At 63.9% G+C, this 24570-nt stretch carries 21 protein-coding genes; 12 read left to right on the top strand and 9 right to left on the bottom strand.

The genetic code is table 11. The annotated features are described in order from the left end of the window. Window positions 1-160 precede the first annotated feature (160 nt). The 5 genes from ACF8FG_RS13750 to ACF8FG_RS13730 form a co-directional block, all read right to left on the bottom strand. Window positions 161-1696, bottom strand: a complete 1536-nt coding sequence (locus tag ACF8FG_RS13750; RefSeq protein ID WP_004575310.1) for a DHA2 family efflux MFS transporter permease subunit — start codon at window positions 1694-1696, stop codon at window positions 161-163. Continuing rightward, on the bottom strand, window positions 1693-2886 hold the full coding sequence (locus ACF8FG_RS13745; protein WP_119713540.1) for an HlyD family secretion protein: 1194 nt from the start codon (window positions 2884-2886) through the stop codon (window positions 1693-1695). Before ACF8FG_RS13745 ends, ACF8FG_RS13750 begins: the two co-directional genes overlap by 4 nt. Before the next feature lie 30 nt (window positions 2887-2916). Next, window positions 2917-3390 carry a MarR family winged helix-turn-helix transcriptional regulator gene (locus tag ACF8FG_RS13740; protein ID WP_003247811.1) on the bottom strand — a complete coding sequence of 158 codons (474 nt, stop codon included), beginning with the start codon at window positions 3388-3390 and terminating at the stop codon, window positions 2917-2919. Window positions 3391-3568: 178 nt separating this feature from the next. Continuing rightward, window positions 3569-4201 carry a response regulator transcription factor gene (locus tag ACF8FG_RS13735; RefSeq protein WP_010954406.1) on the bottom strand — a complete coding sequence of 211 codons (633 nt, stop codon included), beginning with the start codon at window positions 4199-4201 and terminating at the stop codon, window positions 3569-3571. A 9-nt stretch (window positions 4202-4210) separates the two neighbouring features. Beyond that, on the bottom strand, window positions 4211-5617 hold the full coding sequence (locus ACF8FG_RS13730) for a sensor histidine kinase (protein ID WP_019437072.1): 1407 nt from the start codon (window positions 5615-5617) through the stop codon (window positions 4211-4213). A gap of 193 nt (window positions 5618-5810) precedes the next feature. On the opposite strand from ACF8FG_RS13730, the gene ACF8FG_RS13725 reads away from it, so the two are divergent. The 3 genes from ACF8FG_RS13725 to ACF8FG_RS13715 all read left to right on the top strand — a co-directional run bounded on the left by ACF8FG_RS13725 (window position 5811) and on the right by ACF8FG_RS13715 (window position 10564). After that, the gene (locus tag ACF8FG_RS13725) at window positions 5811-7433 is read left to right on the top strand and encodes an acyl-CoA synthetase (protein ID WP_019437073.1); all 1623 of its coding nucleotides are present in this window, start codon (window positions 5811-5813) and stop codon (window positions 7431-7433) included. Between the two features lie 92 nt (window positions 7434-7525). Next, window positions 7526-9295 carry an acyl-CoA dehydrogenase C-terminal domain-containing protein gene (locus tag ACF8FG_RS13720; protein WP_014590723.1) on the top strand — a complete coding sequence of 590 codons (1770 nt, stop codon included), beginning with the start codon at window positions 7526-7528 and terminating at the stop codon, window positions 9293-9295. Window positions 9296-9556: 261 nt separating this feature from the next. Next, a complete protein-coding gene (locus tag ACF8FG_RS13715) occupies window positions 9557-10564 on the top strand; it encodes a FecR family protein (protein WP_318078302.1) in 1008 nt (335 codons plus the stop codon). A gap of 13 nt (window positions 10565-10577) precedes the next feature. Here ACF8FG_RS13715 and ACF8FG_RS13710 read toward each other — a convergent pair whose 3' ends face one another. After that, complete coding sequence (locus ACF8FG_RS13710; RefSeq protein ID WP_119713537.1) at window positions 10578-11897, bottom strand: Na+/H+ antiporter family protein; 1320 nt, start codon at window positions 11895-11897, stop codon at window positions 10578-10580. A 247-nt stretch (window positions 11898-12144) separates the two neighbouring features. Here ACF8FG_RS13710 and ACF8FG_RS13705 point away from each other — a divergent pair, with 247 nt between their 5' ends. The 7 genes from ACF8FG_RS13705 to ACF8FG_RS13675 all read left to right on the top strand — a co-directional run bounded on the left by ACF8FG_RS13705 (window position 12145) and on the right by ACF8FG_RS13675 (window position 19959). Continuing rightward, window positions 12145-14289 carry a methyl-accepting chemotaxis protein gene (locus ACF8FG_RS13705; RefSeq protein WP_318078305.1) on the top strand — a complete coding sequence of 715 codons (2145 nt, stop codon included), beginning with the start codon at window positions 12145-12147 and terminating at the stop codon, window positions 14287-14289. A 94-nt stretch (window positions 14290-14383) separates the two neighbouring features. Next, entirely contained in the window at window positions 14384-15400 is a 1017-nt protein-coding gene (locus ACF8FG_RS13700; RefSeq protein WP_014590719.1) for an ABC transporter substrate-binding protein, read from the top strand. Beyond that, the gene (locus ACF8FG_RS13695) at window positions 15397-16245 is read left to right on the top strand and encodes a proline/glycine betaine ABC transporter permease (RefSeq protein WP_014590718.1); all 849 of its coding nucleotides are present in this window, start codon (window positions 15397-15399) and stop codon (window positions 16243-16245) included. The genes ACF8FG_RS13700 and ACF8FG_RS13695 overlap by 4 nt, the downstream gene beginning before the upstream one ends. A 93-nt stretch (window positions 16246-16338) precedes the next feature. After that, a complete protein-coding gene (locus tag ACF8FG_RS13690) occupies window positions 16339-17202 on the top strand; it encodes a LysR family transcriptional regulator (RefSeq protein ID WP_004575302.1) in 864 nt (287 codons plus the stop codon). Between the two features lie 135 nt (window positions 17203-17337). Next, complete coding sequence (locus ACF8FG_RS13685) at window positions 17338-18255, top strand: AEC family transporter (RefSeq protein WP_019437078.1); 918 nt, start codon at window positions 17338-17340, stop codon at window positions 18253-18255. A 34-nt stretch (window positions 18256-18289) separates the two neighbouring features. Continuing rightward, window positions 18290-18901, top strand: coding sequence for a cell wall hydrolase (locus tag ACF8FG_RS13680; protein ID WP_019437079.1), 612 nt, complete (start codon window positions 18290-18292; stop codon window positions 18899-18901). A gap of 206 nt (window positions 18902-19107) precedes the next feature. Further along, window positions 19108-19959: a CAP domain-containing protein gene (locus ACF8FG_RS13675; protein WP_010954417.1), complete on the top strand. Its 852-nt coding sequence runs from the start codon at window positions 19108-19110 to the stop codon at window positions 19957-19959. Window position 19960: 1 nt separating this feature from the next. On the opposite strand, the gene ACF8FG_RS13670 is transcribed toward ACF8FG_RS13675, so the two are convergent. Further along, on the bottom strand, window positions 19961-20938 hold the full coding sequence (locus tag ACF8FG_RS13670; protein WP_119713534.1) for a GlxA family transcriptional regulator: 978 nt from the start codon (window positions 20936-20938) through the stop codon (window positions 19961-19963). A 104-nt stretch (window positions 20939-21042) separates the two neighbouring features. Between ACF8FG_RS13670 and ACF8FG_RS13665 the strand changes: the two genes are divergently transcribed. Then, window positions 21043-21654, top strand: a complete 612-nt coding sequence (locus ACF8FG_RS13665) for a LysE family translocator (protein ID WP_014590714.1) — start codon at window positions 21043-21045, stop codon at window positions 21652-21654. Between the two features lie 48 nt (window positions 21655-21702). Here ACF8FG_RS13665 and ACF8FG_RS13660 read toward each other — a convergent pair whose 3' ends face one another. Continuing rightward, complete coding sequence (locus tag ACF8FG_RS13660) at window positions 21703-22902, bottom strand: MFS transporter (protein ID WP_110159841.1); 1200 nt, start codon at window positions 22900-22902, stop codon at window positions 21703-21705. A gap of 106 nt (window positions 22903-23008) precedes the next feature. After that, a complete protein-coding gene (locus ACF8FG_RS13655) occupies window positions 23009-23914 on the bottom strand; it encodes a LysR family transcriptional regulator (protein ID WP_019437081.1) in 906 nt (301 codons plus the stop codon). A 117-nt stretch (window positions 23915-24031) separates the two neighbouring features. Between ACF8FG_RS13655 and ACF8FG_RS13650 the strand changes: the two genes are divergently transcribed. Further along, the gene (locus ACF8FG_RS13650) at window positions 24032-24382 is read left to right on the top strand and encodes a cupin domain-containing protein (protein ID WP_014590711.1); all 351 of its coding nucleotides are present in this window, start codon (window positions 24032-24034) and stop codon (window positions 24380-24382) included. Window positions 24383-24570 lie beyond the last annotated feature (188 nt).

Genomic DNA, 24570 nt, shown 5'->3' with positions numbered 1-24570 from the left:
CGCTCGGCCTCCTGAAGTCGCAATCCGCGGCGCCTGGGCTATCGCGCGCTTAGAAGCAAAATCAAAAGCCGAAGCGAGAGCGAGAGCGAGAGCGAGAGCGAGAGCGAGAGCGAGAGCGAGAGCGAGAGCGAGAGCATCGGGATCTTGCCTTGTGTTTAGCTCAATGCCCTGCCGATGCCGGCCCCGCCTTGGCGGTAAAGGGCGGCTTGGCGAACCACACCAGCAGAATCAACCCGGCAAACACCCAGCTCATCAAGGTGAAGTAATCCACCGTGGACATCATGTAAGCCTGCCCATTGAGTATCTGCTCCAGCTGCGCATAACTCTGCGGGCTGGCCCCGCCCAACTGCTCAAGGGTATGCCGCGTCGTCGGGTCGAACTGGCTGATGTGCTCGCTCAGATAGGCATGGTGCTGGTCCGCCCGACGAATCCAGATCCAGGTGGTCAACGAAGCCGCAAAACTCCCGCCCAAGGTTCGCAGGAATGTAGCCAGCCCCGAACCGTCGGCAATCTGGTGCGGCGGCAAGTCAGACAGCAGAATGCTCAAGGTCGGCATGAAGAACAACGCCACGCCAATCCCCATGAACAACTGCACCAAGGCCACGTGCTGGAAGTCCACCTCGCTGGTGAAACCGGCACGCATGTAGCAACTGGTGCCGATCGCCAGAAACGCCAACCCAGCCAGCACCCGCAAGTCGAACCGGTGCGCATATTTGCCCACGAACGGCGACATGATCACCGGCAGCAAACCGATCGGCGCCACCGCCAGACCTGCCCAAGTCGCGGTATAGCCCATCTGCGTCTGCAACCACTGCGGCAGGATCAGGTTGATACCGAAGAACCCGGCATACCCCCCGACCAGCACAATGGTGCCAATGCGGAAGTTGCGGTGCACGAACAGGCGCAAGTTGACCACCGGGTGCCGGTCGGTCAGCTCCCAGATCACGAACACCGCCAGGAACACTACCGAAATCAAGCTGCCGACAATGATGAACGACGACTCGAACCAGTCCAGGTCGTTACCCTTGTCCAGCACTACCTGCAAGGCACCGACGCCGATAATCAGGGTCAGCAGGCCAATGTAATCCATCGGCTGGCGGCTGGTGACCACCGGGCGCGTGCGCATCTGCTGGCGCACCACGGCAGCAGCGAACAGGCCGATGGGCACGTTGATGAAGAAGATCCATGGCCAGCTGTAGCTATCGGTAATCCAGCCCCCAAGAATCGGCCCGGCAATCGGTGCCACCACCGTGACCATCGCCAGCAGCGCCAGTGCCATCCCCCGTTTTGCCGGGGGGTAGACAGCAATCAGCAGGGTCTGGGTCATCGGGTAAAGCGGCCCGGCGACCACGCCCTGCAAGACACGAAAGCCGACCAGCTCGGGCATCGACTGGGCGATACCGCACAGGAACGAAGCCAGCACGAACAGCAGCGTGGCCCAGATGAACAGTTTCACTTCACCAAAGCGCCGGCTCAGCCAGCCGGTCAGCGGCAAGGCGATAGCGTTGCTCACCGCGAACGAGGTGATGACCCAGGTGCCTTGCTCGTAGCTCACCCCCAGGTTGCCGGAAATGGTCGGCAGGGCCACGTTGGCGATGGTGGTGTCGAGCACCTGCATGAACGTCGCGAGCGACAGCCCGATGGTGGTCAGCAGCAAACTCGGCGGCGTGAACTGGGCAGCGGCGTTGTTGCTCATCGTTGCGCCGTCTTGCCGGTTGCGCTGTTCTCGTGAATCAGCCGGGCGATCAGGTTGTCGGCTTCGATCAACTGGTGGTCATACACCTGGGTGGTGTAGCTGGCCTTCTGCGGTGGCTGCTGGGCCAGGGCCGGGCCGCTCTGGTCATGCAGGTCGACTTCAACCACGGTGGACAGGCCGATACGTAGCGGGTGGTCCTTGAGCTGGTCGGGGCTGAGGTGGATGCGCACGGGTACTCGCTGGACAATCTTGATCCAGTTACCGGTTGCGTTCTGCGCTGGCAGCAAGGCAAAGGCGCTGCCGGTGCCCGCGCCAAGGCTGTCGACCGTTCCGCTGTATTTGACCTCGCTGCCATACACATCAGCGGTGATTTCCACCGGCTGGCCGATGCGCATCTCTCGCAGCTGGGTTTCCTTGAAGTTGGCATCGATCCACACCTGATCCAGCGGGATGACCGCCATGGTCGCGGTGCCCGGCTGCAGGCGCTGGCCCAACTGGACGGTACGCTTGGCGACGTAGCCGGTGACCGGCGCGACCAACGTGGTGCGGGCGTGGTCGAGGTAAGCCTGGCGCAGGTCGGCAGCTGCAGCCATGACATCGGGGTGGGAGGACACCACGGTGTCGTCGACCAGCGCGCTGCTGGTGCTGAGCTGTTGGCGCGCGCTGTTGACGGCGGCCTGGGCAACGCTCAGGTCGTCGCGGGCATGGGACAGTTCTTCTGCGGCAATCGCACCGCTGTCAGCCAGCACCTTGCGCCGGTTGAAGTCCTGCTGCGCCTTGCGCAGTTCGGCTTGGCGCGTTTCCAGTTGAGCCTTCAGCGAGTCGACGTTGCTGTACAGCCCCCGCACCTGCCGCACGCTGCGTGCCAGCTTGGCTTCGGCGGACTGCAAGGCCACTTCGCTGTCGGCCGGGTCGAATTGCAGCAATACCTGGCCGGCATGGACCAGGTCGCCGTCATCGGCCCCGATGCTGGTAACGGTGCCAGCGACCAGCGGGGTGATCTCCACCACGTTGCCGTTGACGTAGGCATCGTCGGTGCTTTCGTGCCAACGCCCGACAATGCTGTACCAGGCCCAGGTACCGACCCCGGCAAGGATCAGCAGCAACAGCAGGCCAAGCAGCCAAGCCTTGCGCTTGCGCGACGGCTCAGGCGCGACGGAGGGAGTCGGGGTGTCTGTGGGAGTGGCCATGACAATACCTTGGATAATTCGTTACAGGGTTCAACGGTCGCCGAAGCGGCGGATCGTCAACGGGTCGCCAGCACCGAGCAGCACCTTGGCCAGCAGGCCTTCCAGGGTTTTGAGCTCCTCTGGTGCCAGCACGCCGCACAACTCGTTCATGGCGGCGGCGCCGATTTCCGGCAGGCGGTTGGCCAGGCGCTGACCGTCGGCGGTGAGTGCCAGGCGCACCTGGCGACGGTCGTCGGCGCAGCGGTTGCGCACGATCAGCTCCTTCTGCTCGAGGCGGTCGAGCATGCGGGTCATCGAACCGCTGTCCAGGCCCAGGTAACGGCACAGTTCGGCCGGGGTATCCACCTGGTACTGGGTGACAATGATCAGCACTTTGAACTGCGCGGCGGTGACGCCCTCTGACTCCAGGTGCCAGTCAAGAATGCGGTCTTTGAGGATCGCTGCGCGGCCCAGCAACATGCCGATGGCGCAGGTCTGAAAGTTTTCGGGGGAGAAATGGGCCATCGTTGACTGCTCAGTTAAGTGTGTAGAAATATTACTGCTTAGGCAGTTAATGTCAAAGCCTTCATTAGGTAGCTATGAAATATTCGTGTTTTCTGCCGGTCACACCGCCTCCGCAGGCGCGCCCTGCGGCCCATCGCGACACACAAGGCCGCCCCTGCCAGGGCCTGCGTAAGGGCGGCTAACGTGCTCGCAGGCCCAACGCCTCCACCGCCCCGCAAGCAATCGCCATTCCCACCAGCTCTGCGAGGCTGCCCGCCTGCAACCGCTTCATCACCCGGCCTCGGTACAGGTCCACGGTCTTGACGCTGATGCCCAACTGCTCGGCAATCTCGCGGTTGTTCAACCCTTGGGCCAACGGTACGAAGACGTCTCGCTCACGCGGCGTCAGGCCGTCGATGCGCGCCTGCACCAAGGCCAGTGCCTGATCGCCCTGTCGCGCCAGCCCGGCGTGCTCCAGCGCAGCCTGAACGCTGTCGAGCAGCAACTGGTCGTTGTAGGGTTTTTCGATGAAGTCGCAGGCGCCGGCCTTGAACGCCCGCACCACGATCGGCACATCGGCATGACCGCTGACGAAGATCACCGGCACCATCAGGCCACGCTCGCGCATCGCCTGCTGCACAGCCAACCCGCCCAGTCCCGGCATGCGCACGTCCAACAGCACACACGCGGGCCCATCATCGACGCAGGCGTCGAGAAACGCCTGCCCGCTGGCGAACGGCAAGGCTTGCAGGCCCACCGACTGCAGCAGCCAGACCGTAGAGTCGCGCATACCCTGGTCGTCATCGACCACATACACTTTTGCTTGCAACACTGCCTCCCCTTATTCCCTGCTGACCGCCAGCCGGCAGCACAGTACCAGACCGCCGTTGTCACCCGCCCGCGCCCACAGGCTCCCACCGAAGCCTTCGATCAGGCTGCGGCTCATGCTCAAGCCCAAGCCCAGGCCGTCGGCCTTGCTGGTGGTAAAGGGCGTGAAGATTTCATCCAGCCGCTCGGGTGCCACGCCCGGGCCCTGGTCAGCTACCTCGACCAGCACCCCATCGCCATCGCGCGCCGCGCAGAGCAGGATACGTGACGGCCGCTCACCCTGCTGCTCGCGATTGGCATCGATGGCATTGCGCAGCAGGTTGAGCAGCACCTGCTCCAGCAGCACCCGGTCGGCATACACCAATGGCAGTTGAGCGCTCATGCGAAGTTCCACCTGCACCTGGTCCCGCGCGGCTTCCCAGGCGCACAGGCGCATGGCTTCGCAGGCCAGCTCGGCCACGTCCAGTGCCTGCAGGCGGCGCGGCCCCTTGCGCAGGAAGGCTCGCAGACGGCGGATCACTTCGGCGGCATGGGTGGCCTGTTCGCTGATACGCTGCAGGCCCTGGCCAACCCGCTCGCGCGCCTGGGGATCACGTTCCAGGCCCTGCAGGTAACGCTGACTGGCGTTGGCATAGTTGACCACCGCAGCCAGTGGCTGATTGATCTCGTGGGCGATGCCCGAGGCCAGCTCGCCCAGGGTAGCGAGGCGGGCACTGTGCGCCAGGCTTTCCTGCGCTTCGATGCGCAAGGTGATGTCGCGGGACACGCTGACCACCTCCACCACCGCGCCGGTGTAGGTCTCGCGGATCGCCCGGCTGGCGATTTCGAACCAGCGGTAGTCACCTGTCGCCTGGCGTACCCGGCAAGTCATCGTGTGGTAGCCGTCCTGGTCCAGCGCGGCAGCGGCCTGGCGCAGTACCTGACGCCGCTCGCGCGGATGCAGCAGGGTATGTACAGGCAGGCCACGCAGCTGCTCGGGCCACAGGCCGAGCAGGCGGTAGGCTGCCGGTGAGGCATCGAGAAAGCGGCCATCGGGGCTGTGCCGGGAAATCAGGTCGGTGGTGTTTTCGATGATCAGCCGATACAGGCGCCGGGCGCGGCTGGCTTCGCGTGCGCCATGGCGCTCTTCACTGGCATCGCGGCAGCGGCCCAGGACCTGCTGGCCCTGGTTGTCCGGCATGAACGTCCACAACACGATGCGTTCGCCGACCTGCACTTCGACATCGCTGATCGCCCGATGCTGACGCAGACAGGCACGCACCAGGGCAGCGCAATTGGCCGGCAGCCAGCGAGCCAGCTCGGGCCCTTCGGCGACCCAGGCCTGCAATGCCGGGTTGAGTGCCAGCGGGCTTGCATCACTGGCCAGCAACAGACTGGGTTGCGGGTCTTTGGCAAGCAAGGGGTAAGCAGTGTCATCCACGGTAGGCGGCCTGTTTTTATAGTAGTTTTACTATATTGCTATAGTCGATATTCCTAATACCATAGCGACTCGCGTAAAACTGCGACAGAGGGGGCGGCCCACCGTCCGCCCCCTGCACCCTGAACAGAGCTAACAATCAGCCATCGGGGGCCAGGTGCACAGGCTGCGTCTGCCTCCCTTACAGGATTACCGCATGTCGATCTATGCCCAGGGCCTGATGCCCGCTGCCGTCAACCATGTCGCCCTCACCCCGCTGAGCTTCATCGAACGCACTGCTGCCGTGTACGGCAACTACCCGGCCGTCATCCACGGCGCCATCCGCCGCAACTGGCAAGAAACCTACCAACGCTGTCGGCGCCTGGCCAGCGCCCTGGCCGGTCGTGGCATTGGCCGTGGCGACACCGTGGCAGTGATGCTGCCCAACACCCCGACCATGCTCGAGGCACACTTCGGCGTACCCATGACCGGTGCCGTGCTCAATACCCTGAACGTGCGCCTGGATGCCGAGGCCATCGCCTTCATGCTGCAGCACGGCGAGGCCAAGGTGCTGATCACCGACCGCGAGTTCCATGCAGTCATCGAAGGCGCTCTGGCACTGCTTGAACACCCGCCGCTGGTGGTTGATGTGGATGACCCTGAGTACGGCGAAGGCCGCGCGGTCAGCGAGCTGGACTATGAGGCCCTGCTCAACGAAGGCGACCCGGAATTTGCCTGGGAATGGCCCGATGACGAGTGGCAGGCCATTTCGCTGAACTACACCTCCGGCACCACCGGCAACCCCAAGGGCGTGGTTTACCACCACCGCGGCGCCTACCTGAACGCACTGGGTAACCAGATGACCTGGGCCATGGGCCACCGCCCGGTGTACCTGTGGACGTTGCCGATGTTCCACTGCAACGGCTGGTGCTACCCCTGGACCATCACCGCCCTGGCCGGCACCCATGTGTTCCTGCGCCGGGTCGACCCGCAGAAGATCCTGACCCTGATCCGCGAGCACAAAGTCAGCCACCTGTGCGGTGCGCCGATCGTGCTCAACGCGCTGGTCAACATGCCCGAGGCGGCCAAGGCAGCCATCGAGCACCCGGTGCAGGCCATGGTCGCCGGCGCCGCACCACCGGCCAAGGTTATCGGCGCCGTGGAGCAAATGGGCATCAAGGTCACCCACACCTATGGCCTGACCGAGGTCTACGGCCCGGTGACCGTGTGTGCCTGGCATGACGAATGGGATGCGCTTTCGCTGGAAGAGCGTGCACGCATCAAGTCTCGCCAAGGCGTGCGCTACCCGACCCTCGACGGCCTGATGGTCGCCGACCCGCAAACCCTTCAGCCGGTGCCTCGCGACGGCGATACCCTGGGCGAGATCTTCATGCGCGGCAACACGGTGATGAAGGGCTACCTGAAAAACCCTGAAGCCACCGCCGAAGCCTTCCGTGGCGGCTGGTTCCACACCGGCGACCTGGCCGTGTGGCATGCCGACGGCTATATCGAGATCAAGGACCGGCTCAAGGACATCATCATTTCCGGTGGCGAAAACATCTCCACCATTGAGGTCGAAGACGCCCTGTACAAACACCCGGCAGTACTGGAAGCCGCCGTGGTGGCACGCCCGGATGAAAAATGGGGCGAAACCCCGTGCGCCTTCGTTGCCTTAAAGCCAGGCCGGGAGGACACCCGTGAAGCCGACATCACCAGTTGGTGCCGCGAGCACCTGGCCGGGTTCAAGGTGCCGAAGACCGTGGTGTTCGGCGAGTTGCCCAAGACCTCGACCGGCAAGATCCAGAAGTACGTGCTGCGCGACCGCGCCAAGGCCCTCTGATGCCGTAGCCGCTCCCTTTCAGGCGCAGCACACGGCTGCGCCTGAAGGTTCAGCGCACGCCCAACCCTCCCCCACTATTGCAAGAGCTGCCGATGACCATTTATTCCGCCCCGCTGCGCGACATGCGCTTCGTCCTGCATGACGTATTCAACGCTTCGGGCCTGTGGGCCCGACTGCCCGCCCTGGCCGAACGCATCGATGCCGACACTGCCGACGCCATTCTCGAGGAAGCATCCAAAGTCACCGGCCAGTTGATCGCCCCACTCAGCCGCAACGGTGACGAGCAAGGTGTGTGCTTCGACGCAGGCCAAGTCACCACCCCCGAAGGCTTTCGCGAGGCCTGGAACACCTACCGCGAAGGTGGTTGGGTCGGCTTGGGCGGCAACCCGGAATACGGCGGCATGGGCATGCCAAAAATGCTCGGCGTGCTGTTCGAAGAGATGCTCTACGCGGCTGACTGCAGCTTCAGCCTGTATTCGGCATTGAGCGCAGGCAGCTGCCTGGCGATCGATGCCCACGCCAGCGAAGCGCTCAAGGCCACTTACCTGCCACCGCTGTACGAAGGCCGCTGGGCCGGCACCATGTGCCTGACCGAACCCCATGCCGGTACTGACCTGGGGCTGATCCGCACCCGCGCCGAGCCTCAGGCCGATGGCAGCGTGCGCATCAGTGGCAGCAAGATTTTCATTACCGGCGGCGAGCAGGACCTGACCGAGAACATCGTCCACCTGGTGCTGGCCAAGCTGCCGGATGCGCCCGCCGGTGCCAAAGGCATATCGCTGTTTCTGGTCCCCAAATTCCTGCTCGAGGCCGATGGCCGCCTGGGCGCACGCAATGCTGTCCATTGTGGCTCGATCGAGCACAAGATGGGCATCAAGGCCTCGGCGACCTGCGTCATGAACTTTGACGGTGCCATCGGTTACCTGGTGGGTGAGCCGAACAAGGGCCTGGCAGCGATGTTCACCATGATGAACTACGAGCGCCTGTCCATCGGCATACAGGGCATCGGTTGTGCCGAAGCCTCCTACCAGAGCGCCGCCCGCTATGCCAACGAGCGCCTGCAGAGCCGCGCGGCGACTGGCCCGCAGGCACACGACAAGGTGGCCGACCCGATCATCCACCATGGTGATGTCCGGCGCATGCTGCTGACCATGCGCACCCTCACCGAAGCAGGTCGGGCGTTCGCCGTCTACGTTGGCCAGCAACTGGACGTGGCACGCTATGCCGAGGACGCTGGCGAGCGCGAGCATGCCCAGCGCCTGGTGGCACTGCTGACACCGGTGGCCAAGGCATTCTTCACCGACAACGGTCTGGAAAGCTGCGTGCTTGGCCAGCAGGTGTATGGCGGTCATGGCTACATCCGCGAATGGGGCCAGGAGCAACGGGTGCGCGACGTGCGCATTGCGCAAATCTATGAAGGCACCAACGGCATCCAGGCCCTTGATCTGCTGGGACGCAAGGTGCTGGCCGACGGTGGTCAGGCGTTGGCCAGCTTTGCCAGCGAAGTGCGAGCCTTCAGTGTGGATGCGCCCTTGCACCGCGAGGCCCTGCAGGCGAGCTTGGCGCGGCTCGAGGCCACCAGCAGCTGGCTGCGGTCGCAGGCTGGCGAGGATGCCAACCTGGTCAGCGCGGTAGCCGTTGAGTACCTGCAGTTGTTCGGGCTGACGGCCTATGCGTACATGTGGGCGCGGATGGCGGCAGTGGCGTTGGCCAAACGTGATGAGGACGAGGCGTTTCATGGTGCGAAGCTTGCCTGTGCGGCGTTCTATTTCCAGCGGGTCTTGCCGCGGGGGTTGGGGCTGGAGGCGAGCATTCGGGCCGGTAGTGGCAGCCTTTATGGGCTAGAGGCCGCACAGTTCTGACCGGTGTGTCGCCGACGCGCTTGTTGCAAGGGCAGCCGTGTGCTGCGAAGAGGCCGGTACCTGCAAACACTGACCTCTTCGCAGCACCAGCCTGCCCCGGAAGCGATTGCAGGCATCGTCGTTCGCCCGCGAAGGGTTCTCAAACACTGGAAAACCGTGGCTAATCCGACGAAAAACCGGCACTACTGATAGTCATTCGCCATTACATTGGTTCTCGGGAGCCCTCCCGCAAGGGTAGAATGCGCAAAACCCGGAGCCGCAATGAACCACGACCGCCTCAATCCCAACCCAGACGATGCCATCACCGACGCCGCAGCGCATTGGTGCATGCGCCTGCACGCCGACGATTGCACGCAGGCCGAGCGTGAAACATTCGCTGACTGGTTGGCGGCCGACCTGCGGCATGCCGAAGAATATCGGGCGATGCTGGAAATCTGGCAAACAGCCGACCTGCTGCCGCCTAGCGCCACCGTCATCGACTTCAACCCACCCGCCAGACACGCCGCCCGCCCTCGCAACTGGCGGCCGCTGGCGTCTGCTGCGGCAATCGCCCTGGCAGTGCTGCCGCTGGCCGGGTGGATGGGGTGGGAACAGGGCTGGTTGCCCAACCACTACCAGCACTTCGAAGCCGGTGACCGCATGCAGACCGTGGAGCTCAGCGACGGCAGCACGGTACAGCTCAACCTCCACACCGAACTCACCTTCCTCAACTACAAGGACCAGCGCCAGGTCACGCTCAAGCGCGGCGAGGCGTTCTTCAAGGTGCGACACGACAGCAGCCACCCGTTCATCGTGCGTGCCGGCAGTGGCCAGACCCGGGTCACCGGCACCCAGTTCAACGTGTGGAAGTACCAGGACCAGGTGAAGGTCACCCTGTTGGAAGGTTCAGTGCTGGTGTCCAGTGACGGCAGTGCCGGTGGCTATCGCCTTGGCCCTGGCATGCAGGCCAGCTACCACAAGGGCGACTTCGAGCCGCAGCTGGAGCAAAGCGACGACTATGGCAACACCCTGGCATGGCGCAGCGGCAAGCTGGTGCTCGACAACCTGAGCCTGGAACAGGCGCTGCCGGTGATAAACCGCTATCTCGACGCCCCGCTGCTACTGGCCGATGCCAGCACCGGTCGCATTCGCATCAGCGGCATCTACAACACCCGGGAAGTGGGGCGCCTGGTCAACAACCTGCCCAAAGTCCTGCCGGTCTATCTAACCCGCAGCAAGGACGGCAGCACCGTGCTCAATCGCATCTCGCCGCCGCCCGACAAGGGCTGACGCCCTCCCCGCCTTACAAGGTCATCGCTGCCAACCAGCCGAACGCCATCAACGGCAGGTTGTAATGGATGAAGGTCGGCACCACGGTGTCCCAGATGTGGTGGTGCTGGCCATCCACGTTCAGGCCCGAGGTCGGGCCCAGGGTCGAGTCCGAGGCCGGCGAACCTGCATCGCCCAACGCACCGGCAGTACCGATGATGCACACCGTGGCCAACGGGTCGAAGCCCAGTTGCACGCACAGCGGCACGAAGATCGCGGCCAGGATCGGCACGGTGGAGAACGACGAGCCGATCCCCATGGTCACCAAAAGGCCTACCAGCAGCATCAGCAGGGCACCGACGCCCTTGCTGTGGTCGATCCACTGCGCCGAGGTTTCCACCAGGCTCTTCACCTCACCGGTGGCCTTCATCACCTCGGCAAAACCGGACGCGGTAATCATGATGAAGCCGATCATGGCCATCATCTTCATGCCTTCGGTGAACAGGTCGTCGGTCTCTTTCCATTTGACGATGCCCGACAGCGAGAAGATCAGGAAACCGACCATGGCACCGATGATCATCGAGTCCAGCAACAGCTGGACGATGAAGGCTGCAGCGATCGCCAGCCCGGCCACCAGCAAGGTCAACGGGTTGTACCGCACGCTCACCTGCTCCACCTGCTGGATGCGCGCCAGGTCATAGTCACGTTTCTTGCGGTAGCTGATGAACACCGCCACCAGAAGGCCGACGAGCATGCCGGCAGCCGGGATGGCCATGGCATGGGTGACGTTGACGCCGCTCACATCGACACCCGCGCGGGCAACATTGGCCAGCAGGATCTCGTTGAGGAAGATGTTGCCGAAGCCCACCGGCAGGAACATGTACGGGGTGATCAGGCCAAAGGTGATCACACAGGCGATCAGCCGGCGGTCGATACGCAGGCGCGTCAGCACGTACAAAAGAGGGGGTACCAGCAGCGGGATGAAGGCAATGTGGATGGGCAGGATGTTCTGGGACGACACGGCCACCGCCAGCATCAGGCCGATCATCAGCCATTTGAGCTTGCCGCCCTTGGCGTCATCCTGCCGGTCGATCATGCCCAGGGCGCGGTCGGCCAGCGCATGGGCCAGGCCAGACTTGGCGATTGCCACGGCAAAGGCACCCAGCAGTGCATAGGACAAAGCCACCGTGGCACCACCGCCGAGGCCACCGTTGAAGGCCTTGAGCGTGCCTTCGATGCCCAGGCCGCCCACCAGCCCACCGGCCAGGGCGCCGATGATCAGGGCGATGACCACGTGCACGCGGGACAGGCTGAGTATCAGCATGATGCCGACCGCGGCGATCACTGCATTCATGGTTGGCTTACCTCATTACGACAGAAAAAAGCGCGAACTCTGAAGCAGTAGGCGGCAGATGTCAAAAGCGCCTTGATGCGGCGCGTTAGTGGCGGTCAAATTTAAATTGAATGTTTGAATAAAGAAAAAACGGCTGGGGCCGATATTGTGGGAGGCAGCGAGGTGCCTGGCCGGAGCGCTTTGGCATCTCCCGCCCCCACAGCAGATAAAGCCATAACCCTTACTGCCAAAAAAGGGATCCGCCCTCATGCCTTTGCGACAACTTTCCATCCAGTGGAAAATCACCCTGCTCGCCGGTCTCTGTCTGGCCGCTATCGTCACCTTGCTCGTCGGCCTGTCGCTGTACCGCATGGATCACAGTTCGGACCTGGTCAAGGCCAGCAGCATGCAGATGCTGACTGAGTCGGCGCAGTCGCGTATCGAGTCACAAGGTGAAGTGCAAGCGCTGAACATTCGCCGCCAGTTCATGGATGCCTACCAGTACGGCGCCGGCTTCGCCCGCCAAGTGCTGTTCCTGCGCGAGCAGGCCGAAAAGCGCTTTCTCGATGCCTTCGACCTGCGCGAGGACATGACCCGCCAGGTGCGCGCTGCACTGCAAGCCAACCCCGACCTGCTCGGCCTGTCACTGGTGTTCGAGCCCAATGCCCTGGACAACAAGGACAGCCTGTTTGCCGGCAAGGCAGAATTGGGCAGCAACGAAACCGGGCGCTTTGCCCTGTACTGGTCGCAGCCACGCGCTGGCCAGCTGACCTCGATGGCCCTGCCCGAACATGACATGGCCAACACCGAGATCGGCCCCAGCGGCCAGCCGGCCAACACCTGGTGGGTATGCCCACGCACATCCGGCAAGGTGTGTGTGGTGGAGCCGTACTTCTACGACATCGATGGCCAGCAGGTGCTGATGACCAGCATCGTGTTCCCGCTGGCGGTCAACGGCAAGATCATTGCCACCCTGTCCATCGACATCAACCTCAATAGCCTGCAGGCGCTGAGCCAGGAGGCCAGCCGCAGCCTCTATGAAGGCCGCACCACGGTCGGCATTCTTACCCCGGTCGGTCTGTTGGCCGGCTACAGCGCCGATGCCAGCAAGCTGGCACAGCGCTTCGACCAGGTCGACCCGAGCAAAGGCGCCGAGCTGGTGCGCAAGCTGGCCGATGGCAAGCTGACCATCCTCCACGATCGGCAGCGCTTGAAGGTGCTGGCGGCATTCCGGCCAATCCCGGACGCCCAGCCCTGGGGCGTGTTGCTGGATGTGCCGGAAAACGCCCTGACCGGGCCGGCCGAAACCCTGAAGCAGGAACTTGACGCGCTAAATACCAGCGGCACCTTGTTGGAGCTGAGCCTGGGCCTGGCCGCCGCCATTGCCGGCCTGCTGCTGGTATGGCTGATGGCCCGCGGCGTTACCCGGCCAATCCTCGGCGTGGCCGCCATGCTCAAGGACATTGCCAGCGGCGAAGGTGACCTGACCCGTCGCCTGACCTACCAGAAGCAGGACGAACTGGGCGAACTGGCCGGCTGGTTCAACCGCTTCCTCGACAAGTTGCAGCCAACCATCGCCGAGGTCAAACGCTCGGTGCAGGCCGCCCGAGGCACGGCTGACCAGTCCTCGGCGATTGCCACTGAAACCAGCGCCGGCATGGAGCAGCAGTACCGCCAGGTCGACCAGGTGGCCACCGCCTCGCATGAAATGAGCGCCACCGCCCAGGACGTTGCCCGCAGCGCCGCCCAGGCTGCGCAGGCGGCGCGCGATGCCGACCAGGCCACCCGAGAGGGCTTGGCGGTAATCGACCGCACCACCAGCAGCATCGGAGCCCTGGCCGCCAACATGAGCGACACCATGGCCGAAATAGAAGGCCTGGCGCAGAACAGCGAGAAGATCGGCTCGGTACTGGAAGTGATCCGCTCGATCGCCGAACAGACCAACCTGCTGGCGCTCAACGCTGCCATCGAAGCTGCCCGCGCCGGAGAGGCCGGCCGTGGCTTTGCCGTGGTCGCCGATGAGGTGCGCAACCTGGCCCAGCGCACCCAGGAGTCGGTGGAAGAAACCCGTCAGGTCATCGAAGCCCTGCAGAACGGCACCCGCGAAGTGGTCGGCGCCATGGACCACAGCCATCGCCAGGCCCAAGGTGGCGTGGAGCAGGTCGGCCAAGCCGTCACGGCATTGCAGCGCATTGGCCAGGCGGTGACGGTGATCACCGACATGAACCTGCAGATCGCCTCTGCCGCCGAGGAGCAAAGCGCGGTAGCCGAGGAAATCAACAGCAACGTGGCGACCATTCGTGATGTCACTGAATCCCTGTCTGGCCAGGCCAACGAGTCGGCGCGGGTCAGCCAGTCGCTGAACAGCCTGGCCAACCAGCAGCAAGCGCTGATGGACCAGTTCCGCGTCTGAAGCGAACGGGGCCACGCCAGTGGCCCTGAAACTTGCAAAACCTCGTCGTCTACACTTGCCCCACTGCCAAGGTGTGGCGAACGACGAGGTTTACATGAAGAGCATTTCAACGCTGCTGGCCGGGCTACTGTTGACGGTGGGCTTGGCCAGCAGCGACAGCGCCGCATCGGCAGAGCAACCTGCGCCTATCCATTTTGGTGCCATCGGCTGGGAAAGCGGCGCCCTCACCACCGAGATCCTGCGGCTGATCGTGGAGCGCGGCTACGGCTACACCACCGACACTCTGCCTGGCAGCACGGTCAGTATGGAGGTGGCCCTGGCGCGCAATGACCTGCAAGTGATCGCCGAGGAATGGGCCGGGCGCAGCCCTGCCTGGGTCAAGGCCGAACAGGCCGGCCAGGTGTTCGCACTGGGCGATACGGTCAAAAATGCAGAAGAAGGTTGGTGGGTACCGGCCTATGTGATCGAGGGCGATGCCGCACGCAACCTGAAGCCGGTGGCGCCTGAGCTGCACAGTGTCGAGGACCTCAAGCGTTACCCGCAGGTATTTTCTGACCCCGAATCGCCCGGTAAAGGCCGTTTTCTCAACAGCCCAAGCGGCTGGACGTCTGAAACCGTCAACAGCCAAAAGCTCAAGGCCTATGGCCTGGATGGCCTCTACAACAACTTCCGCAGTGGCTCCGGCGCCGCGATGGACGCCGAGATCGGTTCGGCAATCCGGCGCGGCAAACCCGTGCTGTTCTACTACTGGAACCCGACCCCGCTGATGGGGCGCTACAAGCTCATCCGGCTGGAAGAACCACCGTTCGATGCCCAGGCCTGGGCCACCCTCACCGACCCTGCCAACCCCAACCCGAAAGGCAGCCGATCGCTGCCGGCAAAGTTGTCGATTGGCGTGTCCAAAGCCTTTCGTGAAAACTACCCAGACCTGGTCAGCGTGTTCGAGCAGGTCGACCTGCCCATCGATCGCCTGAACAAGGCCCTGGCCGTCATGAGCGAAAAACGCACGCCCCCGCGCGAAGCCGCCCTCACCTTCCTGCGCGATAACCGCGAGGTGTGGAAAGCCTGGCTGCCGGCGGACATCGCCGCCAAGGTCGAGGCCACCCTGTGAGCAGCGGTTTCCCGCAGCCCCTGCAGTTTTCCTTTGCCGACAGCATCAACCGCCTGGTCGACTGGTTGGTGTTGAACTACGGCGACCACCTGCGCAGTTTTTCTGACCAGTTGCTGCAACTGCTGGTCGGCCTGGAGAACCTGTTGCGCCTGTTGCCTTGGTGGCTGTTGTTGTTGCTGGTGGGTCTGCTGGCCTGGCACGCCAGCCGCAGCCTGCTGCGCAGCGCCGTGCTGGTCGCGCTGCTGGCCTTGATCGGTATGCTTGGGCTCTGGGACAAGCTGCTGCAGACCCTGGCCCTGGTGCTGGTCAGTACCGGTTTGTGCGTACTGGTGGGTGTACCGCTGGGCATCCTGCTGGCCGCCCGGCCACTGGCCAGGCGGTTGCTGTTGCCGGTCCTCGATGTGATGCAGACGCTACCTGCGTTCGTTTACCTGATTCCGGTACTGATGCTGTTTGGCCTGGGCAAGGTGCCTGCCGTGTTCGCCACGCTGATCTACGCCCTGCCGCCACTGGTGCGGTTGACCGAACTGGGCCTGAGCCAGATCGACCCCTCGTTGTTGCAGGCCGCACACGGCCTTGGCGCCAGCCGCTGGCAGCGGTTGCGGCGAATCGCCCTGCCCCTGGCGCTGCCGAGTATCATGGCCGGGCTCAACCAGTCGGTCATGATGGCCTTGTCGATGGTGGTCGTGGCCTCGATGATCGGCGCCCGTGGGTTGGGTGAGGATGTGTTGGCGGGGATCCAGACCTTGAATGTTGGTCAAGGGATGGAGGCCGGGCTGGCAATTGTCGCCCTGGCCATGGTGATCGACCGGATCAGCCAGGCCTATGGGCGTAGCAGTCGCTGAGCCGTATCGGCAAGGCCTGGTAGCAGCCTTGTGCTGCGAGAGGGCCGGGCCTGACAATATGCCTCTGTCAGCTGAGAACCGGACCTCAACCGCATGTCCCTGAAAGCCCTGCGCACCTTGGTGACCATCGCCCGCCACGGCACCTTTGCCCGCGCCGCCGACCTGCTCAGCCTCACCCCCTCAGCGGTCAGCCTGCACATCAAAACCCTCGAAGACGAACTGAAGGTGGCCTTGTTCGACCGTAGCCGCAGGCAGGTGGTGCTGACCGAAGCTGGCCAGTTGGCGGTGGCCCGCGCCGAAAGCCTTCTGGCTGCCTATGACGAACTGGCCGATGCCCTGGCCAGCGGCCCAAGCCTGCGCGGCCGCTTGCGCCTGGGGGCGATCCACACGGTGCTGGCGCGGCGTTTGCCCAAGGCGCTGGTGTGGATCAAGGCCCATCACCCGCAGCTACACATCAGCGTGGCCTCGGGCATGTCGGCGGAGCTGGCGCGGCGCGTGGAAGACGGTGAGCTCGATGCAGCGATCACCACCGAACCGGTCAGCCCTTACCCGCAGAACCTGGACTTTACACCGCTGTTCGAGGACCGTTTCTGGGCCATTGCCAGCCCTGAGCTGGCCGGGTATAGCGTGCCGCAGTTGCTGGCCAGCCAGCCATTCCTGCGCTTCGACAAGCGTGCCTGGGCCGGCCGGCAGATCGAGCAGGAGCTACGCCGCCAGCAGGTGCAGGTGAGCGAACTGATGGAACTGGACAGCCAGGAAGCCCTGGCGCGCATGGCGGTGATGGGCCTGGGCGTGGCGGTCATTCCCATGGCGGATGACGACCTGCAACGCTTGCCACCCGCCACCTGCCTGCCGTTTGGCGAGCCGCAGCTGACCCGGCGAGTGGTGTTGCTGGAGCATGAAAAAAGCCAGCGGCGGCATTTGAGTGCGGTGTTGAAGACCGCCCTGGAAGCCTGAAGCCAGGCTGCTCCAAAGCGCGATCTGCACCCACCAACATGCATTTTTCCTCAACGGTCACTGAAGAAAACAACGTTTTTACAGATTGATCCGCCCCCGTAGTCTGTGCACGTACCCGACCACGGAATGCTGACCATGCTGCACTTGCTGCTGACCACCCTGCTCCCCATCATCCTGCTGATTGCCCTGGGTACCTTCCTGCGCCTTCGCGGTTTTCTTGCCGAAAGCTTCTGGCCTGGTGCCGAGCGCCTGAGCTACTACGTCCTGCTGCCGTCGCTGTTCCTTCATGGCCTGGCCACCGCCAACCTCGATGGCATACCGGTGCTGGGCATGGCCGGCGCACTGATGCTCTCGACCCTGGCCGGTGCCGTGTTGCTGGTGCTGTATCAGGGCGCGGCGAACCATGATGGCGCCGACTTCACTTCGGTGTTTCAGGGCGGAATCCGCTTCAACAACTACATCGGTGCCACCCTGGCTGCGGGCATCTACGGCAGCGCCGGAATTGCCCTGGCGGCGGTGGCCAACGCTGCCATCGTGCCCTTGGTCAACCTGCTCTGCGTGCTGGTGTTTGCCCGCTTCAGCGCCCGTCACAGTTCGCCAGCCACAGTGCTTCGGGCAATCTTCGCCAACCCGTTGATCATAGGCTGCGCAGGGGGGCTGATGCTACGGGCCACGGGGCTGGGCTTGCCGGCCGGTATCGACGCCACGGTCAAGGCCTTGGGCCAGGCCGCGCTGCCGCTGGGCCTGCTGTGTGTCGGCGCTGCCCTGGGGGGCGCCAGCCTCGGCCAGCAGGTGCGGCCGCTGATGGCAGCATCGGCGTTCAAGTTTCTGGTCATGCCACTGACCACCTGGGGCGTTTGCCGGCTGTTCGGCCTGAGTGGCCAGGCAGCGGTGGTGGCGGTGTTGTTCCAGGCGCTGCCAACCGCTTCGTCGTCTTATGTCATGGCCCGGCAAATGGGCGGCAATGCGCCACTGATGGCTACCCTCATCGCCCTGCAGACCGTGGCTGCGGCCGCCACCCTGCCTTTGGTATTAATGCTTACGCTTGGCTAGACTGAAATTCTGCCCACCGCCTGGTAATGTGCCCATGCGCCTTCACTTGATGCTGATCGGCTTGACCTCGGCCCTGCTCGCAGGCCCCCTGTACGCCGCTGACCCGGCCAAAGCCGCCGTTGCCGAGGACAAGGCCGAAGTGCTTGAAGAAAAGGTCGTTGAAGATGCGCCGCCCCCCAGGAAGGCAGAGAAACTTACCCCAGGCGAAACGCAGGCAGTGGACCCGGCTGGCCAGGCGCCGCTGGATGACAGCATCACCTGCCTGGCACGTACCATCTACTGGGAAGCCAAGGGCGCCGACGCCAAAGACATGACCGCAGTGGCCAGTGTGGTGCTCAACCGCCTGGGCCACGATGGCTTTCCCGACACTATCTGCGCGGTAGTCAAACAGGGTGTGGAGACCAAGTCATGTCAGTTCTCATGGTGGTGTGACGGGCGCCCGGACCAGGTCGAGGAACCGCAACGCTATGACGTTGCCAAAGAGATCGCACGCAAGGCACTGAACCAGCAGTTGAAAGACCCCACCGGCGGCGCGTTGTACTTCCACGACCGCACGGTGCACCCCGACTGGGCCAAGGCTTATCGCAAGACGGCGCAGACCACCCACTTCCTCTTCTACAAGCCGAACCAGGCGTTGGCCCATTGACGCGCAAACGGCTGACAACGCTGGCTCGATGCGAATGACTGGCAACTGACCGCACTTTTCCACTGGCCAGGGGTCTACTCCCTCTTTTGCCGCCAGTAACGATTGCCGGCGTTTTCATTGCTTTGCACGACCTCGGGCCAAAAGCCCCGGGCTTGTGTAGGATGAGCAGCGCACACCACGACGCTGCCAGTCATAGGGAGATCCACATGCGCGTCCTGACATCCGTTGTCGCCTTGTCACTGGGCCTGGTCGTTTCGACCGGGGCGCTGGCAGCCACCGGCGAAGAGGCGCAGTTGATCGATTCGATCAATGTCTATCGCAGCAAGGCCCAGCCCTGCGGTGGCGAGGCGTCGTTGGAACTGCCGCCGCTCAACAGCGACACACGCCTTGCGCTGTCGCCAGAGGGCACCCGCGACCTGCAACAGGCCATGACCCGCGCCGCCTACCCCATGGTCAGCGTCCAGGCCATCAGCCTGTCAGGGCCACGCGATGCACGCGCCGCCATGCATGCCATCGAGGAAAGCTTCTGCCAAGTGGTGCTCGATCCGCAATTCGTCGATATCGGCGTCAGCCAGGAGGGCCGCGACTGGCGTATCGTGCTGGCACGGCCGCTGCTCAGCGGCCGCCTGGGCGACTGGCAGGCCGAGGGGCAGAAGGTTCTGCAGGAGGTCAACGCCGCGCGCAAGGTGCCACGGCAATGCGGCGGCCAGCCGTTTGCCGCCGCCCCGCCACTGAGCTGGAGCACAGTGCTGGCCGGGGTCGCCGCCAACCACACTCGGGCCATGGCCAACCAGAACTTCTTCGACCACATCGATAAAGATGGCCGCACACCCGGTGACCGGGCGGAACTGGCCGGGTACCTGTACCAACAGATCGGCGAGAATATCACCGCCGGGCGTGACACCGCGCAAAAGGTCGTCAACGGCTGGCTGGACAGCCCAGGGCACTGCGCCACGCTGATGAATCCGGACTTCCGTGAACTGGGCGCTGCCTATGCGATAGACCCCAAGAGCGATGCAGGGATCTACTGGACAGGGTTGTTCGGGACGCCGCAGTAGATCACGTGAGCGGGTAATGACCTGCACGCAACTGCAGGGCCGTACAACCAAACCGACGCCGCACGCACTTGCCAAGGTAGCTGGCATCACCCAGGCCCACCTCATCGGCAATCTGCGCCAGGCTGTGGCTGGAGTTGAGCAAACGCCAGCGCGCCTGCTGCAAGCGCATCTCCAGCCACCAGGCCTTGGTGCTCATACCGTGGCTGGCCTGGAACTGCCGGTCCAGTTGACGCCGGCTGATGCCCAGTTCTGCGGCCAGCTGCTCCACGGCCAACGGCGTGCCCAGGTGATGGCGCATCAGCGCTTGCGCCCGCTGCACCTGCCGCCCCTGACCAGCACCCAGCTCCAGCGAGCGCAAGGCGTGACGGCTGTCACGGGTCTCGTCCACCAGCATGTCAGCCAGCCCTTTGAGCGCACGGGTTCGCCCGCAAGCGCGTGACAGTAGTGCAACGGCCAGGTCTATGGCGGCAGTGCCACCGGCGCACGTGATGCGGTTGCCATCGATGCAGTACAACTGCTCGCGCAGCAGCTGCAACTGCGGAAAAGCAGCACGAAACTCGGCTTCGTGACGCCAGTGCACCACCACCTTGTGCCCCTGCAGCAGGCCGCAGGCAGCCAGCAGGAAGGCGCCATTGTCGACCCCCACCAGCTTGACACCCGCCTTGGCGGCCTGCCTGAGCAGAGCCTGGTAACGTGGCGCCAGCGCCGCGGTGGCCATGGCACTGCGACCGCCGAACACCACCAGGTAGTCGAAAAGGTCGAGGTCAAGCTGATCGGCAATGGCCTCGACCTGCAGCACCGCACCACTGCTCGACGGTACCGGCTCGAAGCTGAGCCCCGCCACCGTCCAGCTGCAATAGCGTTGTTGGCTGTAGTCCTCGTCGTCGGCGCTGAAGCGCAATTTGTCGAGAAAGGCGCCAAACGGCAGCAAGGCAAAATCCGGTAATGGCATGATCAGCAAGCGGATGTCGGGCGGCATGAAACCACGTCCAGAAAAGACCCTTGTATGACCAGATATTACTCTTTCAGCTTGAGCGTTGCGCCATAGACTGTCGCCCTCTCTCGAACAAGGCAATTTTCAACATGGCACTGGACACCTGGCTCATCTACCTGCTGGCCAGCATCGGCCTGTCGCTGACCCCGGGGCCTAACAGCCTGTTGGCATTGACCCATGGCGCGCTCTATGGCGCACGGCGAACGCTGTTCACCATCGTGGGCGGGGTATTGGGTTTCAGCGCCCTCATCGCCTTGACCATGTTCGGCCTCAGCGCACTGCTACAGACCTCGGCGGCGGTGCTGGGCGTCCTGAAATGGGTGGGTGGGGCTTATTTGATCTGGCTGGGCATTCAACTGTGGCGCAGTCCGGGCCTGCAGCTGGAACTGACCGCCCACAGCGCGCGGCTGGGCAATGCCGGGCTGTTTCGCCAGGGCCTGCTTTCGGCCATGGCGAACCCCAAGGTGCTGCTGTTCTATGGTGCCTTCCTGCCGCAGTTCATCGACCCACAGCGAGGGCTGGTGCTGCAATTTGCGGTGATGGCCGCAACCTTTGCCAGCGTCGAGTTTCTGGTCGAATACCTGCTGGCGCGCCTGGCGTTTCGTATTCGGCCATGGCTGGCCAAGGGTGGCAAAGGTTTCAATCGCTGCTGCGGGAGCCTGTTCGCCTTGATTGGCCTGGCGCTGCCGCTTGGCCGATAGCGGGCCCGCGAACACGGGCGAAGCCCGTGCCCTGCACCGCGTAACGGTTCAACCCCGGCGTGCTTTTAGTAGAAACACAACCAGCGCCACACCCGGCAACCCCGCCCCCACCAGTGCCACGCCATGCCAGCCAAACTGGCTGAACAGCGCACTGGCCACTGCCGACCCCAGCGCCCCGCCGAGGAAGATGCTGGTCATGTACACCGCATTCAGCCGCCCGCGGCTGGCCGGGTCCAGTGCGTACACTTCACGCTGGCCGATGACCATGTTCATCTGCACCGCAAAGTCCAGCAACACACCGGTAAGGCCCAGGCCAATCACGCTGTAACCCGGCACTGTCAGCCCCAGTAACAAGGCCGCCGGCGCCAGCAAAAGCGCCAGCAGCGAACCGGCGCGGGCATGCCCGGCATCGGCCAGGCGGCCGGCCAAGGGCGCAGCAACGGCGCCCACCGCGCCGACAAGGGCGAACACGGCGATCTGGCTTTGTGACAGGCCATGCTCCCCGGCAAGCGCCATCGGCACTGCCGTCCAGTAAAGGCTGAACGCTGCAAACATCAATGCCTGGTACAACGAACGCTGGCGCAACAGCGGATAACGACGCAGCAGTGTGAGCAGCGACAGCATCAGCCCGGCATAGCTGGCCTTGTGCTCGGGCCGCCGCTGCGGCAAGGTCAATGACAGCAACAGGATGATCGCCAGCATTACCCCGGCGGCGCCAATGAACACCGCACGCCAGCCGAAGTGGTCGGCCACCAGGCTCGACAGCGGTCGCGCCAGCAGGATGCCCAGCAGCAAGCCGCCCATGATGTTACCGACCACACGTCCACGCTGCTGCTCCGGCGCCAGATGCGCCGCCAGCGGGATGAGCATCTGCACCGAGACCGAACTGAAGCCGATCAGCAATGCGTAACCCAGGAACAGCTGACCCTGGCCACTGCTGCTGGTGCCTGCCAGCAGCAGGCTGACACAGGCCAGGACCGCGGTGGCCACCATCAGGCGGCGGTTTTCCAGCAGGTCGGCCAGCGGTACCAGCAATAACAGGCCCAGGGCATAGCCCAGCTGAGTGAGGGAAACGATCAGGCTGGCATGCTCGGTGGACAGCCCCAGGTCCGGGGCGATCAGCCCGACGATGGGCTGGGCGTAGTAGATGTTGGCGACAATCGCGCCGCAGCAGAACGCCAGCAGCACTACCAGAGCTCGGCTCAGGCTGGCGGCTGCCGGTTGCGCTGTCGCAAGGGAGGGGTTCATGCGAAGTTCCTCGACAAGGGTTGGATGTATGTCGGCCACCTTACCCATGGACGTCAGCGCCGAGAATCCGACGGTGGCGCAATGCGGCTTTGCGCACTGCGCAACACTAGTTACCGTGTATGAGCAAATTTTCGCAAAAGTCGATGAAGGCGTTTACTCGCCGTGAGCCACGATGGTTGGGCATATACAGGGCGTTGATGCTGCTATTGGCTGCGCCAGGACTGGCCTGCCAGTCGGGGAATACCCGCTGCAGGCGCCCTGCCAGCACATCCTCGCGTACCAGCCAGTCGGCCAGCAGTGCGATACCACTGCCTGCCAGTGCCGTTTCACGCAACATGTCGGCATTGGCGCTGCGCAATGGCCCGCTTACGTCCAGTTCCAGGCTGTCCTGGCCACAGGTCAGGCGCCAGGGGCGTGCTTTGTGCCCATAGCGAAAGCGCAGGCAGGCATGGTCAAGCAACTCCCTGGGATGCTGCAGTGGCTCACGCCCGGCCAGGTAGGCCGGGCTGGCCACCAGCCAACGCTGAAAACCGCCGAGCCGGCGGCACACCAGCTCGTCATTGGGCGAGGGGTCACCCAGGCGAATCGACAGGTCATAACGCCCGTCAAGCAAGTCGTCCAGGCGGTCGCTGAGGTCGATGTCCAGTTCCAGCGCCGGGTGCTGCGCCAGGAATGGCCCCAGGTGCGGGGCGATGACCCGCCGGCCGAACTCCACTGGCAGGCTCAGGCGCAGTACACCGACAGGCTCCTCGCCGCGATCGGCGATGCTGGCATCAGCCTCGTCCAGTGCTTCAAAAATGCCCCGTGCCCGTTGGTAGTAACGGGCGCCGGCCTCGGTCAGGCTGACCTGGCGCGTCGAGCGGTTGAGCAAGGTGGCGCCCAGCGACGCTTCCAGGGCATCGACCAGACGTGTCACCGACGATGTCGCCAGCCCTAGCCTGCGCGCGGCAGCAGAAAAGCCTTGGGCATCGACAGTGGCCACGAACATTTTCATCGCCAGCAGCTTGTCCATGTTCAGCCCGTCTTCCAAAACTCGGAAAGTTCTTACAAACAGCCGGGCGGGTCAAGCCGCGCGCGCCAAGGCGATTGCGTCCATAGTGGAATCAACCCATTTCCAAGGAGGCTTACCATGACCCTGAACAACCTGCTGACCGCCCTTCCGCCCTGCGACCCCGCCAGCGCCGAACGTATCGACGAACTGCTCAGCCGCCCGGGCATCCGCGTGGAGCGTATCGTCTCCAGCGGGCAGGCCAGCCCACCCGGCTTCTGGTACGACCAGGACGAAGGCGAGTGGATCATGTTGCTCAGTGGTGCTGCCGCCCTGCGTTTCGAGCACGAGCATCACACCCGCCTGCTGGCGCCGGGCGATTGTCTGGACATCCCCCCGCATGACCGCCACCGCGTGGAATGGACCGCGCCCGGCACGGCCACCATCTGGCTCGCGGTGTTCTATAGCAGCAGCACCCCATGGCCGGTATGAAGGGGCCATGCCTGCCCGCGCACAAGGTGCAGTTGTCCCGACGCCGTGCAAGGTTGGGCTTACGACCAAAGCATGAATACAAATCGAAGAGGCGTCATGAACGCCTCGTTCAATGCGCTTTTCAGCACCTTATCTATACTTTTGGCCACATCTTCGTAAGTTCAGCCCTGCGACAATCAGCCTCGCTC

Source organism: Pseudomonas sp. YQ_6, from assembly GCF_043103245.1.
In the GTDB taxonomy this organism is placed as follows: Bacteria; Pseudomonadota; Gammaproteobacteria; order Pseudomonadales; family Pseudomonadaceae; genus Aquipseudomonas; species Aquipseudomonas alloputida.
The sequence above is the reverse complement of the archived record's forward strand: the minus strand, read 5'-3'. Positions and strand labels throughout refer to the sequence as shown.